The sequence below is a fragment of the Streptomyces sp. NBC_00388 genome (assembly GCF_036061255.1).
In the GTDB taxonomy this organism is placed as follows: Bacteria; Actinomycetota; Actinomycetes; order Streptomycetales; family Streptomycetaceae; genus Streptomyces.
This window is the reverse complement of record NZ_CP107948.1, coordinates 2,974,614-2,991,906: the sequence shown is the minus strand read 5'-3', so window position 1 is coordinate 2,991,906 and position 17,293 is coordinate 2,974,614. Positions and strand designations below refer to the sequence as shown.

Genomic DNA, 17,293 nt, shown 5'->3' with positions numbered 1-17,293 from the left:
TCTCCTCTCGGCGCGCTGCCGCAGAGCGCGGATCACAGCGTGGCCTCCAATGCGTCTCGCAGCCGGCGGAGCAGGGCGACGTCCGGGTCCTGTGACACGTCGGCGACCGCGTCCGCGAACGGTGCGGGGACCGCGGGCACCTGCGGTACGGGCGCGCGCGGGGTCTCGACGGCACCGGCGGCTGCCAGCCTGCGGACGTCGATGAGGGTGTGGAAGGCCGGGCGGCCCAGCGCCCGGGCGATGTCGGGCGGGGTGCGGGCTCCGTCCACCAGGTCGAGCACGGCGCGCTGGCGCGGGGTGACCGGGACGTCGGGGTGGCTCCGCGCCCGCACCACCGGAGCGGTGTCGATGTCCGGGTAGGGCCAGAGCCGGTCGAGCAGTTCACGGCGGCGGGCCACCTCCCGCTCGACCGCGTCGGCGGGGACCGGGTGCACGGTGCCTATCCAGTGGGCGACGCCGTAGCGGAAGCGGGTGGGGCCGCTGCCGGGCGCGAGGGCGAAGTACGCCGCGTCGTGCAGCGCGCCGAGGTGGCAGATCTCCAGCTCGCCGTCCGCGACCTGACCGCTCTCGACCAGGAAACGGCCGACACGGCCATGGGCCCCGGCCCGGTCCAGTGCCTGCTGCCAGCCGTCGGGGCGCAACCGCCCCGACGCGGTCAGCAGGACGTCTATCCCGGGGGCCGCCGGGCTCTCGGCATGCACCACCTGGCCGTCGACCAGATAGAGCGTGCCGCGGTCACGCAGCAGGGCGCCGGTGGCGCGTTCGCCTGCCAGGCGGACGAGCATGGGCGAGATCCCGGCGGGTCTGGTGGCGGTCGTCATCACAGCACCAGTCGCTCGGCGAGGTCCCGCAGTCTTAATCGGGCGAGCGCCAGATTGCCCTCGTCGCGGTCGAGCCAGAGGTGCAGGAAGACACTGCTGTCGAAGGTCGTCTCGACGAAGCGCAGGATGTGGTAGCCAGTGCGGTTGGTGACGATGACGTCCTCCACCGGAGGCCCCGCCACCGCGGGCCCTGGCGCCTGGACTCCGATACGGGGCCCGGGCGCCCCGGCTCCGGTCCGCCCGGCCGCGTCATCCCCGCCGTCCTGCCCTTGAACGGCGGGGGACGGCGCGAACGCGGGGTGCTCGGCGGCCATCCGGGCCAGCTCGGCGGTCTCGGCCGCGGTCGCCTCGTGGTCGTTGTTCGGTGACTCGCCGATGGTCCCGAGCGCCAGCCCGCTGGTCCAGTCGACCACGGCGGCACCGAGGGAGCCGGGCAGCCGCATGGCTTCCAGCAGACACTCGTCGATTCCGGGCACGCGGAACTCCCCTCCCAGCGTGGTGCGCGTGGCCGCGGGGGCGGCTGTGCGGCAGTGACGGCAAAGTTACGCAACGCTCCCCCTGCTGGTGGGAGTTCTGGCATTTTCCAGCGGAACATGCGCGACAGGGTTAGGGTCTGCGTTCCGTCCGTCCGGGGGCAGTTGGCCGGGGGGCCCGGCCGGGCCCCCCGGGGTGACGCCGGGGCCCGGGGCCCGCCCCCCTCAGAGCAGCGCGTCCGCGTGGGCTCCGCCCGACTCGGCCACGATCTCCGCCACGCTCTGCGCGTCCCGTACCGTCGCGAAGCGGACCCCGGGCGCGCCGGACGCGGTCTCCGCGCCCGCGGCGAAGCCGTACACCGCGGGCCTGGCGAGGCTGTTGTACGCGTAGTGGTGCGCGAAGTAGTACGCCCCGGTGTCCAGCACGGCGACATAGTCCCCCTGGCCGAGCCGCGGCAGCTCGCGCTCCTCGGCCAGCAGGTCGCCCGCGAAACAGGCGGGGCCCGCGATGTCCTGGGCGGCGACGGCCGCCGTGCTGGGGCGGCCCTCGCTGTCGTACGCGGCGATCCGCAGCGGCCAGGACGCGGGCGCGTACACCGTCCTGGTGGCCACCTGGACCCCGGCGTGGGTGACCGCGATGGCCCTGCCGCCGGCCGATTTGGCGTACTCGACACGGGCCAGGATCGTGCCGTGCTTGGCGAGCAGCGACCGGCCGAACTCGGTGACCAGGCCGTAGCGGCCGTCGAGCAGGCCGGGCGCGGTGGCCTTGAGGAGCCGGGCGTACTCGGCGTACGTGGGGGTCTCCTCGTCCGACGAGAAGTTGACCGGGAGGCCGCCGCCGATGTCGATGGTGTCGATCTGCTGCCGGCCGGCCGCGGCGTTGATCTCCTCGGCCAGCTCGTGCACGGCCCGTACGCCCTCGGCCATCAGCGCCAGCGGAACGCCCTGCGAGCCGGAGTGGGTGTGCAGCCGGTTCAGCCAGGGGCGGTCGAGGAAGGCCCGGACGACCCAGGCGCGGGCGCCGTCGTCGCGCAGCGCCACCCCGAACTTCGAGGTGGCGGTGGCCGTCGACAGGGCGCCGATGGAGCCGCCGCCGATCTGCGGGTTGACGCGCAGGCCCAGGGGCGAGGTGGTGGGGGCCGACTGGACGAGGGCGTCGAGCCGGTCCAGCTCCTGCGGATTGTCGGCGTTCACCGCGATCCCGATGGCGAGCGCCTCGCGCAGCTCGGCGGGGGTCTTGGCGGGGGAGTCCAGGACGGTGTGCGCCGGGCGCACACCCGCCGCGCGGGCCAGCGCCAGCTCACCGGGGCTCGCGACCTCCGCGCCGATGCCCTCGGCGGCCAGCAGCCGCAGGACGGGCACCAGCGGGGCCGCCTTCACGGCGAAGGCGTGCAGCACGGGTGTTCCGGGCGGTGTGACCTCCTCGAACGCGGCGCGCAGTGCGGCGGCGCCGGCCCGGATGCCGTGGATGTCCAGCAGCCCGACGACGGGGGCCGCGGGGCCGGCGAGCCCGGTGGCCACCGCCGCCCGTACCGCCTGCTCTCGCCGTGCTGCGGCGCCCGTTTCGGAAGGTGTGTCGGAGACCGTTCCAGAACCCGTGTCAGAAGCCATGAGATCCAGCCAATCATCCACCGGGACGGGGTGGGGTTGCCGGCAGCTATTGACTAGTTCTATTCAGCTCGTCAAGATGTGAATAGTTCATGCAACAGTGTGGGATCGAGGAGGCAGACCATGTCAGGACCCCGGCCGGTACGGGCCCCCCGCGGTACGGAGCTGAGCACCCTGGGATGGCAGCAGGAGGCCGCCCTGCGCATGCTCCAGAACAACCTCGACCCCGAGGTCGCCGAGCACCCCGACAAGCTCGTCGTCTACGGCGGCACCGGCAAGGCCGCCCGCGACTGGCGCTCCTTCGACGCGATGGTGCGCACGCTGCGGACGCTCAAGCAGGACGAGACGATGCTCGTCCAGTCCGGCCGGCCGGTCGGCGTGATGCAGACCCACGAGTGGGCGCCCCGGGTGCTGATCGCCAACTCCAACCTGGTGGGCGACTGGGCCAACTGGGAGGAGTTCCGGCGGCTCGAATCGCTCGGGCTCACCATGTACGGCCAGATGACGGCCGGCTCCTGGATCTACATCGGCACCCAGGGCATCCTGCAGGGCACCTACGAGACCTTCGCCGCCGTCGCCGCGAAGCGGTTCAACGGCACGCTCGCCGGGACGATCACGCTCACCGCCGGGCTCGGCGGCATGGGCGGCGCCCAGCCGCTCGCCGTGACGATGAACGACGGCGTCGCGATCTGTATCGACGTCGACCCGCGCGCCATCGAGCGCCGTATCGAGCACCGCTATCTGGACGTCCGGGCCGACTCCCTTGAGCACGCGCTGCAGCTCGCCACCGAGGCACGCGACGCACGCAAGCCCCTCTCCATCGGCCTCCTCGGCAACGCGGCGGAGCTGCTGCCCCGGATGCTCGCCGAGGGCGCGCCCATCGACATCGTGACGGACCAGACCTCCGCCCACGACCCGCTCGCCTACCTGCCGCTCGGCATCGACTTCGACGACATGGCCGCGTACGCGGCCGAGAAGCCCGCCGACTTCACCGTGCGCGCCCGCGAGTCGATGGCCCGGCACGTCGAGGCCATGGTCGGCTTCATGGACGCCGGGGCCGAGGTCTTCGACTACGGCAACTCCATCCGTGGCGAGGCCCAACTGGCCGGATACAGCCGGTCGTTCGACTTCCCCGGTTTCGTCCCCGCCTATATCCGCCCGCTCTTCTGCGAGGGCAAGGGCCCGTTCCGCTGGGCCGCGCTCTCCGGCGAGGCCTCGGACATCCACAAGACCGACAAGGCGCTCCTGAAGCTCTTCCCGGAGAACGAGTCGCTGCACCGCTGGATCAAGATGGCCGGTGAGCGCGTCCACTTCCAGGGCCTGCCCGCCCGGATCTGCTGGCTCGGCCAGGGCGAGCGCGACAAGGCCGGGGCCCTCTTCAACGACATGGTCGCCGACGGCACCCTCGCCGCCCCGCTGGTGATCGGCCGCGACCACCTCGACTGCGGTTCGGTCGCCTCTCCGTACCGGGAGACCGAGGCCATGCTCGACGGCTCCGACGCCATCGCGGACTGGCCGCTCCTCAACGCCATGGTCAACGTCGCATCCGGCGCCTCCTGGGTCTCCATCCACCACGGCGGCGGGGTCGGCATGGGCCGCTCCATCCACGCCGGACAGGTCTCGGTGGCCGACGGCACCCCGCTCGCGGGCGAGAAGATCCGCCGGGTGCTCACCAACGACCCCGGTATGGGTGTCATCCGCCACGTCGACGCCGGCTACGACATCGCCGAGCGGGTCGCCGACGAGCGCGGCGTCCGGGTGCCGATGCGCGAGGGCGACGACGCGACCGGAGCCACCGCGGGCACCGCCGGCGGCGAGGACGATCCCAAGTGACCTCCTCATTCCATGAGATGTGGGCGGAGCTGCTGCCCGTCGGCCGCAGCTCCGCCTCCGGCGGGTACCGCCGCTACGCCTGGACCGCGGCCGACTCCGACTGCCGCGCCTGGTTCAAGGACCAGGCGCTGGCCCGCGGCCTCACCTACGAACTCGACCGCAACGGCAACCAGTGGGCCTGGCTGGGCGACCCGGCCGCCTCCGACGCCGTCGTCACCGGCTCGCACCTGGACTCCGTACCGGACGGAGGGGCCTTCGACGGCCCCCTCGGCGTGGTCTCCTCCTTCGCCGCGCTCGATGAACTCCGCCGCAGGGGAGCCGAGTTCACCAGGCCGCTGGCTATCAGCAACTTCGGTGACGAGGAGGGCGCCCGCTTCGGACTCGCCTGTGTCGGCTCCCGGCTCGCGGCCGGACAGCTCACCGTCGACCAGGCGCACCGGCTCCGCGACGGCGACGGCATCTCCCTGCCGGACGCCATGGAGCAGGCCGGGTACGACCCCACGGCCATCGGCCCCGACCCCCAGCGGCTCGCCAGGATCGGTGCGTTCGTCGAGCTCCACGTGGAACAGGGGCGCGCCCTCGACCTCAGTGGTGACCCGGTCGGCATCGCCTCCGCCATCTGGCCGCACGGCCGCTGGCGGTACGACTTCCACGGCGAGGCCAACCACGCGGGGACGACCCGCCTGGTGGACCGCCGCGACCCGATGCTCACGTACGCCGAGACGGTCATCGCCGCCCGCCGCCAGGCGGAACTCGCCGGTGCGGTCGCCACCTTCGGCAAGATCGCGGTCGAGCCGAACGGCGTCAACGCGATCCCCTCGCTGGTGCGCGGCTGGCTCGACTCGCGCGCCGCCGACCAGTCCACCCTGGACACCGTCATCGCCGGTATCGAGCAGGCGGCCAGGGAACACGGCGAGCGGGACGGCGTCGACGTCCGCGTCACCCGCGAGTCCTTCACCCCCGTCGTCGAGTTCGAACACGCCCTGCGCGACGAGCTCAGCAAGATCCTCGGCGGCGACGGCACCGGGGTGCCCGTTCTCGGAACGGGCGCGGGACACGACGCCGGGATCCTCTCCGCGTCCGTCCCGACCGCCATGCTGTTCGTACGCAACCCCACAGGCGTCTCGCACTCACCGGCGGAGACCGCCGCTGAGGACGACTGCCTGGCCGGGGTGACCGCACTCGCCGATGTACTGGAGGGCCTGGCGTGCAGGTGACCTACTGGCTGGAGCACGCCTGGCTCGACACCCATGTCGAGCCAGGCGTCGTCCTGGAGACCGGCCAGGGCCGGATCACGGCGGTCCGCACCGAGGTGCCGTCCCCGCCGCCCGGCGCCACGGCCCTGCGCGGACTGACCATCCCGGGCCTGGCCAACGCCCACAGCCATGCCTTCCACCGCGCCCTGCGCTCCACCGCCCAGGTCGGCTCCGGCACCTTCTGGACCTGGCGCGACGTCATGTACGGCGTGGCCTCCCGGCTGACGCCGGACTCCTACCACGCCCTGGCCCGCGCGGTGTACGCCGAGATGGCGATGGCCGGGATCACCGTGGTCGGCGAATTCCACTATCTGCACCACACACCGGGCGGCGCCCCCTACGACGACCCGAACGCGATGGGCGAGGCACTCATCGCCGCCGCCGCCGACGCTGGCATCCGCATCACTCTCCTCGACACCGCCTACCTGGCGTCCGGGATGATCGACAAGTACCGCAGCGCGGAGCCGGAGAAGCACCAGCGGCGCTTCTCCGACGGTTCGGCGCAGAGCTGGGCCGAGCGCGCCTCCCTGCTGAAGGACCGCGACCACGCCCGGATCGGTGCGGCCGTCCACTCCGTGCGCGCGGTCCCCGCCGACCAGCTCGCCACCGTGGCCGCCTGGTCCGAGAGCCGCCGGGCCCCGCTGCACGTACACCTCTCCGAGCAGACCGCGGAGAACGAGTCCTGCCTCGCGGCGCACGGCTGCACCCCCACCCGGCTGCTCGCCGACCACGGGGTCCTGGGACCCCGCACCACCGGCGTCCACAACACCCATCTCACCGACGAGGACATCCGCCTCCTCGGCTCCTCTGCGACCGGCACCTGCATGTGCCCCACCACCGAGCGCGACCTCGCCGACGGCATCGGCCCCGCCGCCCGGCTCCAGCAGGCGGGCAGCCCGCTCTCCCTGGGCAGCGACAGCCACGCCGTGATCGACATCCTCGAAGAGGCGCGCGCCATGGAGCTCGACGAACGGCTGCGCACGCGCACCCGCGGCCACTGGACAGCGGCGGCCCTGCTGCGCGCGGCCACCGCGGGCGGCCACGACGCGCTCGGCTGGCCCGAGGGCGGCGTCATCGAGACCGGTGCGCTCGCCGACCTCACGACGATCGCGCTCGACACGGTCAGAACAGCGGGACCGGTACCGCGCCTCGGAGCGGAGACCGCGGTATTCGCCGGCTCCGCCGCCGACGTACGCCACACGGTCGTGGGCGGCCGCCATGTCGTACGCGACGGAGTCCATGCCCTGGTCCCGGACGTCCCGCAGGCCCTGGCCGAGTCGATCGCGGCCCTGCGTCCCTGATCCCGTACCCGTAGGAGCACATCGCGATGACGAACCCCGCGACGACGAACCCCGCGCACACGAGCCCCGCCACCGGTGCCACGGCCATCACCCACATCGGCAGTCTGGTCACCAACGACCCCTCCCTCGGGGACGGATCCCCGCTCGGTCTGATCCAGGACGCGGCGCTCGTCATCGACGGCGACCGCGTCGTCTGGGTCGGTGAATCCAGCAAAGCACCCGCCACTGACAACGCCGTCGACGCGGGCGGCCGGGCGGTGATTCCCGGGTTCGTCGACTCGCACTCGCACCTGGTCTTCGCGGGCGACCGGACGGCCGAGTTCAACGCGCGTATGTCGGGACGGAGTTACTCGGCGGGAGGTATCCGCACCACGGTCGGCGCCACCCGCGCCGCCACCGACGAGCAGCTCTCCGCGAACGTGGGGGCGTACCTCCACGAGGCGCTCCGCCAGGGCACCACGACGCTGGAGACGAAGTCCGGCTACGGCCTGACCGTGCAGGACGAGGCACGGGCGCTGCGCATCGCGGCCGGCCACACCGACGAAGTCACCTACCTGGGGGCCCATATCGTCGCGCCGGAGTACGCGGACGATCCCGACGGGTACGTCGCCCTGGTCACCGGCGAGATGCTGGAGGCCTGTGCGCCGTACGCCCGCTGGATCGACGTGTTCTGCGAGAAGGGCGCCTTCGACGGCGACCAGGCCCGCGCGATCCTCACCGCGGGGCGGGCGAGGGGCCTGCATCCGCGCGTCCACGCCAACCAGCTCAGCTACGGCCCGGGTGTCCAGCTCGCTGTCGAGCTGGACGCCGCTTCGGCGGACCACTGCACTCATCTCACCGACGAGGACGTCACCGCCCTGGCCGACGGCGACACCGTCGCCACCCTGCTGCCGGGCGCCGAGTTCTCCACCCGCGCGGCCTGGCCGGACGCCCGCCGGCTCCTCGACGCCGGGGCGACCGTCGCACTCTCCACGGACTGCAACCCGGGCTCGTCGTTCACGTCGTCCATGCCGTTCTGTATCGCCCTGGCGGTGCGGGACATGGGGATGAGCCCGGACGAGGCGCTCTGGTCCGCCACCGCGGGCGGTGCGCGGGCCCTGCGCCGCACGGACATCGGACGGCTCGCTCCGGGGGCCAGGGCCGACCTGACCCTGCTGGACGCCCCGTCGCACGTCCACCTCGCCTACCGGCCGGGGGTCCCCCTGGTCGCGGGGGTGTGGCAGCGCGGAGCCCGGGTGATCTGACCCGGACGCCGGAGTCCCGGGCCGCCGGCACTCCCCGGACGCGCGAGGCCCCGGACACGCGAGGCCGGACACGCGAGGCCGGACGCGCGAGGCCCCGGTCGCGGACAGCGGCCGGGGCCTCGCGCGCTCACGCTCGGGGAGCGGCGCACGCGGAAGAGCCGGTCCCGGCGAGCGGGACCGGCTCTTCCGCCGAGGCGCTGCCCGGCCGGTGTGCCGGACGAGGCTCCTCGCGGCGGGGTGTCACTGCTCCAGGGTCAGCCCCTTGCGGAGCTTCACCAGCGTGCGCGACAGCAGGCGCGACACGTGCATCTGCGAGATGCCCAGCTCTTCGCCGATCTCCGACTGCGTCATGTTGGCGACGAAGCGCAGCGACAGGATCTGCCGGTCGCGCGCGGGGAGCCCGGCGATGAGGGGCTTGAGCGACTCGATGTACTCGACACCTTCGAGGTCGTGGTCCTCGTAGCCGATCCGGTCCGCCAGGGCGCCCTCGGACTCGTCCTCCTCGGGCTGGGCGTCGAGCGAGCTCGCGGTGTACGCGTTGCTCGCCGCCATCCCCTCGACGATCTCTTCCCTGGTCAGGCCGAGGCGCTCGGCGAGTTCCGCCACGGTCGGGGAGCGGTCGAGCTGCTGGGCGAGCTCGTCGCCCGCCTTGGCGAGGTCGAGACGGAGCTCCTGGAGGCGGCGCGGCACCCGCACCGACCAGGACGTGTCACGGAAGAAGCGCTTGACCTCGCCGATGATCGTCGGCATCGCGAACGTGGGGAATTCCACGCCCCTGCTGAGCTCGAAGCGGTCTATTGCCTTGATCAGGCCGATGGTGCCGACCTGGATGATGTCCTCCATCGGTTCGCTGCGGGAGCGGAACCGGGAGGCGGCGAACTTGACCAGGGCCAGGTTGAGCTCGACGAGCGTGTTGCGTACGTACGCGTACTCGTGCGTGCCCTCTTCGAGGGACTCCAGGCGCGCGAAGAGCGTCTTCGACAGGGCCCTGGCGTCCAGCGGCCCCACTTCGCCGTACGGCGGAATCTCAGGAAAATCCTCGATTCCGGACTCGATCCGGTGGGACGGGGTAGGCCGTGCAGTCGACGCACCGTTGCGGGATTCGTCGAGCCGGGGTGACATGGTGTCCTCCATGGTTCTCGGCATATGGCTGCCGATGCCTGTGTTCTGCGGTGTAGCGGCGCCTCCAAAGCCGGCCGTGTTCGAATGGTGTCGCTCTACCCCTATCGGCTTGTGACGGACAAGCGCAAGTACTAAATGTCCGTATTGTCAAGGTAAGTTGGGGTTGTTCGGCTACCAGTCGGCGTGCGGAAGGCGTAGTCTTCGTCGCACGTCAGCGACATTTCCAACGGCGAAGAGGAACGGACATGGACCGCGGGACGGTCGGCAGCACGAACCGGGGCCGGCTTCTGGTCGAAGTCAGGTCCGTCGGCCGGAGTGAGGTCGTGACTCCGGCGGGTGAGCTGGATCACCACACTGCCGAATTGCTCAGTGAACCGCTGGACGAGGCGCTGGACCGCGGCCGGTCGCGCCTGGTCATCGACTGTTCGCAGCTGGAGTTCTGTGACTCGACCGGGCTGAACGTGCTCCTCGGGGCCCGGCTCAAGGCGGAGGCCGCCGGGGGCGGGGTCCATCTGGCGGGGATGCTTCCGGTGGTGGCCAGAGTGTTCGAGATCACAGGCGCCGAGGCGGTCTTCACCTTGCACGATGATCTCGAAGACGCGCTGCGCGACTGACCGGCACACTCTGTTGAAGAAATTGAGTGTTGTCACCATGAGGCAGGGCAGGAGTCCCTCCGCAATCCCTGTACCGCTGACTTTTTTGAACCGGTGAATCGGTGAGGTGAAGCGCTGATGAGCACCACCCGGCAGCAGCCGCCGGGGGACCTCGGTCCCGAGCGCGACGACGCCGGACCTGCCTCTACCGTGTCCGCCGAAGGCCGCAGTCGCACGCTCTCCCTGCTGAGTGCGAGCGGCATCGTGCCGCTGGCGCGTGATTTCACGCGCCAGGCGCTCTACGACTGGGCCTGGCTGCCCGCAGAGAGCGCCGACCGCCGTGCGGCGGCGGAGGACGTCCTGCTGGTCGTGTCCGAGCTGGTGACCAACGCGTGCCTGCACGCGGAGGGGCCCGAGGAGCTCCGTGTCTCGTACGGGCAGAAAGTGCTCCGTCTCGAGGTGGCCGACCGCGGTGCGGGTCAGCCCGCCCCGCGCAGCCCGCACCGGGCCGGCCGGCCCGGCGGGCACGGCATGTTCATCGTGGAGCGGCTCTGCCTCGACTGGGGCGTGATCCGTACCCCGGGCAGGCCGGGCAAGATGGTCTGGGCCGAGCTGGCGGCACCCGCCTAGAGGTCACCCGCCTGGAGGGCGCCCGGCTCGCGGCGCCGGCCCGGTCGGGCCCCGCGCCGCCCGGAGGGCTCCTGGCCGCCGCCGGACCGGCTCCGGGACGGCGGGGCGCGAACGCCGCGGCGGTGTCCCGCCGACCGCTCCCGTCCCCTCGTTCCCCCCTTCCCCCTGAGCGCACCGATCCGGTGCGCTCTTTGTCTTCCCTCGGCAAGGGCTCCGGCGTACCTTGAGCGCCAAATCTGATGTGCCGTCAGGAACGCAGCGGCGGCATCCGGCATAAGGGGTTCGAGGTGTCGTACCAGAAGCGGACAGCGTGTGCGCTGGCGGCGGCCGTCGCGGGCTCGGTGGTGCTGATGACGGCACCGGCAGCCCAGGCCGACGTGGTGGATGTCAACTACCAGTGCAAGACGCCGATCGGGAACAAGGGCGCCGTCTCGCCCATCGACATCAAGGGCGTCAGGAGCGGGGGCGGCTACACCCTCACCATGTCCTTCCAGAAGGGTGTCTCGTCCAGCCCGGTCGAGCTGGGCAAGGGCGCCATGAAGCCCAGCGCGCTCATCAGGCTCGGCGGTGCGGAGAGCGGGACGGTCGCGGTCTCGGGAGCGACCAACACGGCGGCCATACCCGCCAACTCACCCATCAAGATCAGTGATCTGTCGGGCACCTACACCCCCAGGAAGAGCGGCAAGGTCACCTTCACCGCGTCGACGCTGACCATCAAGGCGCTCGGCACGACCACCACCTGTACCCCGTCCAACAGCCCCAAGCCGTCACTGACCCTGACGGTCGCGGGATCGGGCGGCGGTACGAGCGGGGGCGGCGGCTCCACGGGCGGCGGTGGCACGGGCGGTGGTGGCACGGGCGGTGGTGGCACGGGCGGTGGCTCGCAGAGCTCGACGGGCGGCAGCCTGCCGAAGACCGGTCCGCTCGACTCCACGATGGCGCTCGGCACGCTCGGCGGGACCGTGCTGCTGAGCGGGGCCGCCGGGGTGCTGTGGCTGACCCGGCGGGGCCAGCGGTCCGCCTGAGTCCAGCGGGGCGAGGAGGCGGTCCGAGCCGCACCGGCGACCAGGGGCGGGTCTGAGTCACAGGGAGTCCTTTCATGCTCACGCGTACCATCCGTTCCGCCGTGCTCACGGCTGCCGTACTGCTCTGCTCCGCCGTGCCCGCGCTCGTACCGGCGTACGCGGCGGCTCCGGCGGACGGCGGGCCCGGCTGGACGGTGGCCCCGGCATCCAGCGGCGGGACCAGGCCCAGTGCCGGCGGCCGGCCGTACTTCTATCTGGAGGGCGCGCCGGGGACCGTCCTGGAGGACGCCCTGACCCTGACCAATCCGGGGAAGAAGCCGGTGACGGTGCGGCTGCGGGGGGCCGAGGCGTACCACACGCCGGCCGGTGGGTCCGCGCTCCGCGCCACCGACACCACCTGGATCACCCCGGCGGCCCGCTCGGTGGAGCTCCCCGCGCGGACGAGCGCCCGGGTCCCTTTCAGCGTCACGGTCCCCGCCACCGCCGAACCGGGCGACCACCCGGCCGCGATCGTGGCTGCGGCCGGCGGGCGCGAGACCGGGGTGCGGGTGCGGTTACGGGTGAGCGGGCCGACGCTCTCCGCGCTGACCGTGGAGGACGTACGGGTCGACAAGGGCCCGGGGCTCATCCGCTACACGCTCGTGAACCGGGGCAACACCGCCCTCACCCCGCACCTCGATGTGCGCGCCGGCGGTCTCATCGGCGGCGACCACCGCATCGCCGGGCGCACGCTGCCGGTGGAGCTGCTCCCCGGGCGGCGTGTCTCCCTCACGGAGAAGTGGCCCCATCCGCCGGCCCTCGGCGCGGCGGCCGTCCACCTCGTGGTGACGGCGGGTGGCGGGGCCCGCTCCACCGGGACCGCGTCGGCGGTGTTCGTCCCGCGATGGTGGCCCGCGGGTCTCCTGGTGCCGGCGCTCGCCTGCGCGGGCCTCTGGTCCCTGCGGCGCAGACATGCCAGGCGGCCGGGAACGGGCGCAGGACCGGGGCCGTACGACGGCGAAGGCGCGGAGGGAAGCGACCGCGCGGACGCCGGGGACAGCGGCAGTACGGGCAGCGGCAAGAGCCCCGGTGGTACAGGCGACCCCGGCGGCAGCACCGACAGCGAACCGGCGACGGCGGGAGCGGCAACGTGAAGATCGGACCCGCCCGGTGGCTGCGGGCGCTCGGGAGCTGGGGCGCCGCCCTGGGCTTCCTCCTGGCCCTCCTCCCCGCCCTGGCCCTGGCCCCGGCCACCGGCGCCGCGGCGGCGGACAACCCCGGTGCCACGCTCTCCCGGCAACAGGCGGGCAAGGGCGGGGACATCACGGTCAAGGGCACGGGCTGGCGCCCCGACGCGCTCCTCATGATGCTGATCTGTGGTCAGGCCACCCCGGCCCGTGGGGTGATCGGCGGCACCAACGCCTGCGCCAACGCGGACGGGCGGGCCGTCACCACCGACTCCAGGGGCGGCTTCAGCAAGAAGCTGCCGGTCGCCGAGCCGCCCCGGCCCTGCCCCTGCGTGGTCCACATCGCGACGGTTACCGGTGAACAGGCCGCCGCCGACGTGGTGTTCGAGGTCGCGGGCCATCCGGTCGCGGCCCTGCCGAAGCCCCCGCCGGGCGGGCGGCTCGCCGTCCTGACCGGCGCCCGGCTGGAGGGATCGAGCGGGGTCCTCACCTGGTTCGGCGCGCCCCCCGCCCGCACCATCGTCTTCACCGTCGGCAATCTCGGCTCGACCCCCGTCAAGGACCCGCTCTTCTCGCTCGGCACCTCGCACGGCGTGTTCGCCCCGCAGTGGGAGGACCGGCAGTGGCACGGCACGGTCGCCCCCGGCAAGAAGGCACGGATCAGACTGGACGCCGAACTGTCGGCGGGCGCCCACGGCGACTACCAGGTCGCGGTGAAGTACGCCGGGAAGGTGCTGGTCGAGCAGCCCTGGGGGGTGGGGCGCCCGTGGGGCGTCACGTTCTTCTGGCTGCTGCTGTGCGTGGTCGTGCCGGCCGCTGTCTTCCGTATCGGTATGGCGGTCGTCGACAAGGCGGGGCCGCGGGCCGCGCGCGCCGCGGGCCGGTCCTGGCGCCGCAGGAACGCGCGGCCAGGACCCGCCCCGCGCATGCCCGCCTTCCGCAGGCCCGGGCGGGCCGACGCCCCGCCGCAGCCCTCTACGGCCACGGCTCTGCCGTGGTTCACCCCGGACACCGCACCGTCCGAGAACCACCCGGTCGAGAAGCACCCGACGACGAAGGGAAACTCGTGATCAGAAAACGGAGGATGAGCGCGGCAGGATGCGCGCTGATGCTCGGCGGTGCGGGGATCATGCTGGCCGCGGGCCCGGCTCGGGCCGCGGACGTCTCGTACAAGACCGAGTGCATACCGCCCGCGATCTCCGGGCTGCCGGCCATCGAGGGCACGACCCAGGTGGCCGTATCGGCCCCTGCCACGGCGAAGGTGGGCGACGAGGTCGACGTCGTGTGGAAGACGGTCTCGGCCGCTTCCAAGAACCCCGACATCCTCGACCTGGACTCGAACACCGTGCAGCCGACCGGCACGGTCAAGGTGGGCGGGGCGCAGACCGCGGACCTGGCCATGCAGGGCCCCCGGACGAACCCGCCCATCCCCAAGGGCAGTCCGATGGTCCTCTCCGACATGACGGGCAAACTGAAGCTGACCAAGGCCGGGGACGTCACGCTCACGGCCGACAAGTACAACATCAACGTCAGCAAGCCGATCTCCACTGACACCAAGTGCTCGCCCAAGGAGACGGTGAAGTCGTCGGTGACCATCAAGGTCACGGACGGCGGCGGTACCACCACGGGCGGTACGACCACCGGTGGCACGACGGCCGGTACGACTACGGGCGGTACGACCACGGGCGGTACGACCACCGGCGGCACGACGGCCGGTACGACCACGGGCGGTACGACCACCGGCGGCACCACCACCGGTGGCACGACGGCCGGGACCACTGCCGGCGGGACCACCACCGGGGGCAGCACCTCCGGCGGCACCGGCGGCACGACCGACTTCCCTGGCAAGGAGGTCTCCGTCGCGTACGCCTGCAAGACGCCCATCGGCAACAAGAACGCCACATCCCCGGTGAAGGTCAGTGCGAAGAAGAGCGGCGGGGACTACGGCCTCACCGTCAAGTTCAGCAAGTCGGTGATGGACAGCCCTGCCGACATCCCCGCCGGTTCGGTCGTGCCGTCCATGGAGGTCAAGCTCGGCGGCGCCGACAAGGGCACGGTCCATGTGGCGGGCCCGGCCAACAAGTCGGCCATCAAGTCCGGTGCGCCCATCGAGATCCCCGACCTCACCGGCACCTACAAGCCGGGCGCCGACGGCAAGGCGACACTCAGCCCCGGCGTGCTGACGGTCAAGGCTCTCGGGACGACCACCACCTGCACCCCGCCGGCGAACGTCGCCGTCTCGCTGGAGCTGGACACCTCGGCCCAGCCGGGCGGCGCGTCGGGCGGCACATCGACCGGCGGCACCACCGGCGGCGGTACCGCGGCGGGCGGCACGGGCACCAGCACCGGCGGTGGCCTCGCCGAGACCGGCGCGAGCGACAACGGCGGCCTGCGGGCGCTCGGCCTGGTGGCCGGCACGGTGATCCTGCTGGGCGGCGCGGTGTTCACCTTCACCCCGTGGCGGAGGCTGCGCGGCACCCGCTGACCCGGACCCGGGACGGCGGCGCCCCGCCGTCGTCACGGGGACGGCCCAGCGCCTACGGGACAGGCCCCCGCCGCACCGGTCAGGTGCGGCGGGGGCCTGCGTACGGGATACAGCGAGCGCGGAACGCGTCAGCGCACGTCGCCCATGAGCTCCTTGACCTTGCCGCGGTACATCCAGACCGCGAAGGCCGCGACCACCGCGAGCCCCGCTTCGAGGCCGACCATGCCGGACTTGTTGAGGTTCACGCCGGAGAGCGACATCAGGCTGGTGACGCAGTCGCCCGCCGTGACGGCGAGGAACCACACACCCATCATCTGGCTGGCGTACTTCGCGGGAGCCATCTTCGTCGTCACCGAGAGGCCGACCGGGGAGAGGCAGAGCTCGCCGACGGTCTGGACGAAGTAGATCGCCACCAGCCACATCGGGCTGACTTTCGAGCCGTCCGTCGTCGACATCAGCGGCAGCATGAAGACGAAGAAGGAGACGCCGACCAGGAAGAGACCCGAGACGAACTTGACGACCGTGCTCGGCTCCTTGCCCCTCTTGTTGAGGGCCAGCCAGATCCAGGCGACGACCGGGGCCAGCGCCATGACGAAGACCGGGTTCACCGACTGGTACCAGGACGTCGGGAAGTGGAAGCCGAACAGGCTGTTCGTCGTGGAGTTCTCACCGAAGAGCGACATCGTGGAGCCGCCCTGGTCGTAGATCATCCAGAAGATGGCAGCGGCCACGAAGAACCATATGTAGCCGGATATCTTCTTCTGCTCCAGGCCGGTCAGGTCCCGGTCGCGCTTGATGCGCGCCAGCACGCCGATCGGGATGAGCAGACCGAGCACGGTGATCGGGTAGAGCGCCCAGTTCTCCGTGAAGGTGCCGCTGAAGACCACGATGCCGTAGAAGACCGCGGCGATGATCAGGCAGATCAGGCCCTTGGTCAGGACCGAGTTGCGCTCCTGCGCCGACAGGGGCTTCGGGACGATGGAGCTGCGCTCGTTCAGGTGGCGCGTGCCGAGGAGGAACTGGATCAGGCCCAGCCCCATGCCGACCGCGGCGAGGGCGAAGCCGAGGTGCCAGTTGACGTTCTCGCCGACCGTGCCGATGACCAGCGGCGCGAAGAACGACCCGATGTTGATGCCCATGTAGAAGACGGTGAAGCCACCGTCCCTGCGCGGGTCGTCCGGGCCCTTGTACAGGTGCCCGACCATCGTGGAGATGTTGGCCTTCAGCAGCCCGGAACCGAACGCGACGAGCGCCAGTCCCGCGAAGAACGAGCCCGTGCCCGGCAGCGCCAGGACGAGATGCCCGACCATGATGACCGAGGCCGCGATGGTGACCGTCTTGCGGGCCCCCCAGACGCGGTCACCGAACCAGCCGCCCGGCATGGTGAGCAGGTAGACCATCGCCAGGTAGATCGAGTAGATCGCCGTAGCGGTGGCAGCGCTCAGATGCGGACCGGTGCTGGACACCAGGTACAGCGGGAGCAGAGCCCTCATGCCGTAGAAGCTGAAACGCTCCCACATCTCCGTCATGAAGAGCGGTGCCAGGCCGCGGGGGTGGCCGAAGAAGGTCTTTTCCGGGGTGTCCGGAGCCTTCGTCAGGCTTGACGCCATGGTCGTTCCTTGCTTCTCGGGACGCGCCGCAGATCGGTGACGCGCCCGGTGGGGGGTGGCCGGCACCGGCATGGTCCGCCCCCACCCCACGCCTGAGGGGCCAGCCGGATGTGTTCCGTACCGAGG

General features: G+C 72.0%; 15 protein-coding genes. 10 read left to right on the top strand and 5 right to left on the bottom strand.

Translation table 11 applies throughout. The features are described 5' to 3' along the window. Positions 1-32: 32 nt before the first annotated feature. The 3 genes from OG917_RS13510 to OG917_RS13500 form a co-directional block, all read right to left on the bottom strand. Complete coding sequence (locus OG917_RS13510) at positions 33-821, bottom strand: transcriptional regulator (RefSeq protein WP_328317835.1); 789 nt, start codon at positions 819-821, stop codon at positions 33-35. Further along, positions 821-1,297, bottom strand: coding sequence for a hypothetical protein (locus OG917_RS13505; protein WP_328317834.1), 477 nt, complete (start codon positions 1,295-1,297; stop codon positions 821-823). The genes OG917_RS13510 and OG917_RS13505 overlap by 1 nt, the downstream gene beginning before the upstream one ends. Positions 1,298-1,519: 222 nt before the next feature. Beyond that, entirely contained in the window at positions 1,520-2,905 is a 1,386-nt protein-coding gene (locus OG917_RS13500; RefSeq protein WP_328317833.1) for a diaminopimelate decarboxylase, read from the bottom strand. A 120-nt stretch (positions 2,906-3,025) separates the two neighbouring features. On the opposite strand from OG917_RS13500, the gene hutU reads away from it, so the two are divergent. The 4 genes from hutU to hutI are packed head-to-tail and all read left to right on the top strand — an operon-like array spanning position 3,026 to position 8,536. Next, positions 3,026-4,735, top strand: coding sequence for a urocanate hydratase (hutU, locus tag OG917_RS13495; protein WP_328317832.1), 1,710 nt, complete (start codon positions 3,026-3,028; stop codon positions 4,733-4,735). A 17-nt stretch (positions 4,736-4,752) separates the two neighbouring features. Next, on the top strand, positions 4,753-5,952 hold the full coding sequence (locus OG917_RS13490; RefSeq protein WP_328321859.1) for an allantoate amidohydrolase: 1,200 nt from the start codon (positions 4,753-4,755) through the stop codon (positions 5,950-5,952). Next, complete coding sequence (locus OG917_RS13485) at positions 5,943-7,292, top strand: formimidoylglutamate deiminase (RefSeq protein WP_328317830.1); 1,350 nt, start codon at positions 5,943-5,945, stop codon at positions 7,290-7,292. The genes OG917_RS13490 and OG917_RS13485 overlap by 10 nt, the downstream gene beginning before the upstream one ends. A 26-nt stretch (positions 7,293-7,318) precedes the next feature. Continuing rightward, positions 7,319-8,536, top strand: a complete 1,218-nt coding sequence (hutI, locus tag OG917_RS13480; protein ID WP_328317829.1) for an imidazolonepropionase — start codon at positions 7,319-7,321, stop codon at positions 8,534-8,536. 240 nt (positions 8,537-8,776) lie between these two features. On the opposite strand, the gene OG917_RS13475 is transcribed toward hutI, so the two are convergent. After that, positions 8,777-9,670, bottom strand: a complete 894-nt coding sequence (locus OG917_RS13475) for an RNA polymerase sigma factor SigF (RefSeq protein WP_328317828.1) — start codon at positions 9,668-9,670, stop codon at positions 8,777-8,779. Positions 9,671-9,903: 233 nt separating this feature from the next. Between OG917_RS13475 and OG917_RS13470 the strand changes: the two genes are divergently transcribed. The 6 genes from OG917_RS13470 to OG917_RS13445 all read left to right on the top strand — a co-directional run bounded on the left by OG917_RS13470 (position 9,904) and on the right by OG917_RS13445 (position 15,557). Then, a complete protein-coding gene (locus OG917_RS13470) occupies positions 9,904-10,272 on the top strand; it encodes an STAS domain-containing protein (protein ID WP_328317827.1) in 369 nt (122 codons plus the stop codon). 117 nt (positions 10,273-10,389) lie between these two features. Continuing rightward, entirely contained in the window at positions 10,390-10,881 is a 492-nt protein-coding gene (locus OG917_RS13465) for an ATP-binding protein (RefSeq protein ID WP_328317826.1), read from the top strand. Between the two features lie 287 nt (positions 10,882-11,168). After that, positions 11,169-11,906, top strand: coding sequence for a peptidase (locus OG917_RS13460; protein WP_328317825.1), 738 nt, complete (start codon positions 11,169-11,171; stop codon positions 11,904-11,906). 74 nt (positions 11,907-11,980) lie between these two features. Then, positions 11,981-13,039 (top strand): COG1470 family protein, encoded by a 1,059-nt coding sequence (locus OG917_RS13455; RefSeq protein WP_328317824.1) that lies wholly within the window; start codon positions 11,981-11,983, stop codon positions 13,037-13,039. A gap of 2 nt (positions 13,040-13,041) precedes the next feature. Then, positions 13,042-14,142 carry a hypothetical protein gene (locus OG917_RS13450; protein ID WP_328321857.1) on the top strand — a complete coding sequence of 367 codons (1,101 nt, stop codon included), beginning with the start codon at positions 13,042-13,044 and terminating at the stop codon, positions 14,140-14,142. A gap of 14 nt (positions 14,143-14,156) precedes the next feature. Further along, a complete protein-coding gene (locus tag OG917_RS13445) occupies positions 14,157-15,557 on the top strand; it encodes a hypothetical protein (RefSeq protein ID WP_328317823.1) in 1,401 nt (466 codons plus the stop codon). 128 nt (positions 15,558-15,685) lie between these two features. Here OG917_RS13445 and OG917_RS13440 read toward each other — a convergent pair whose 3' ends face one another. Beyond that, positions 15,686-17,167 carry a peptide MFS transporter gene (locus tag OG917_RS13440; RefSeq protein ID WP_328317822.1) on the bottom strand — a complete coding sequence of 494 codons (1,482 nt, stop codon included), beginning with the start codon at positions 17,165-17,167 and terminating at the stop codon, positions 15,686-15,688. Positions 17,168-17,293: the final 126 nt, after the last annotated feature.

What these genes read in the sequence shown, in the direction of transcription:
- OG917_RS13510 (WP_328317835.1), bottom strand. Translation starts at nt 821, where the DNA reads ATGACGACCGCCACCAGACCCGCCGGGATCTCGCCCATGCTCGTCCGC.
- OG917_RS13500 (WP_328317833.1), bottom strand. Translation starts at nt 2,905, where the DNA reads ATGGCTTCTGACACGGGTTCTGGAACGGTCTCCGACACACCTTCCGAA.
- hutU (WP_328317832.1), top strand. Translation starts at nt 3,026, where the DNA reads ATGTCAGGACCCCGGCCGGTACGGGCCCCCCGCGGTACGGAGCTGAGC.
- OG917_RS13490 (WP_328321859.1), top strand. Translation starts at nt 4,753, where the DNA reads ATGTGGGCGGAGCTGCTGCCCGTCGGCCGCAGCTCCGCCTCCGGCGGG.
- hutI (WP_328317829.1), top strand. Translation starts at nt 7,319, where the DNA reads ATGACGAACCCCGCGACGACGAACCCCGCGCACACGAGCCCCGCCACC.
- OG917_RS13475 (WP_328317828.1), bottom strand. Translation starts at nt 9,670, where the DNA reads ATGGAGGACACCATGTCACCCCGGCTCGACGAATCCCGCAACGGTGCG.
- OG917_RS13470 (WP_328317827.1), top strand. Translation starts at nt 9,904, where the DNA reads ATGGACCGCGGGACGGTCGGCAGCACGAACCGGGGCCGGCTTCTGGTC.
- OG917_RS13465 (WP_328317826.1), top strand. Translation starts at nt 10,390, where the DNA reads ATGAGCACCACCCGGCAGCAGCCGCCGGGGGACCTCGGTCCCGAGCGC.
- OG917_RS13455 (WP_328317824.1), top strand. Translation starts at nt 11,981, where the DNA reads ATGCTCACGCGTACCATCCGTTCCGCCGTGCTCACGGCTGCCGTACTG.
- OG917_RS13445 (WP_328317823.1), top strand. Translation starts at nt 14,157, where the DNA reads ATGAGCGCGGCAGGATGCGCGCTGATGCTCGGCGGTGCGGGGATCATG.
- OG917_RS13440 (WP_328317822.1), bottom strand. Translation starts at nt 17,167, where the DNA reads ATGGCGTCAAGCCTGACGAAGGCTCCGGACACCCCGGAAAAGACCTTC.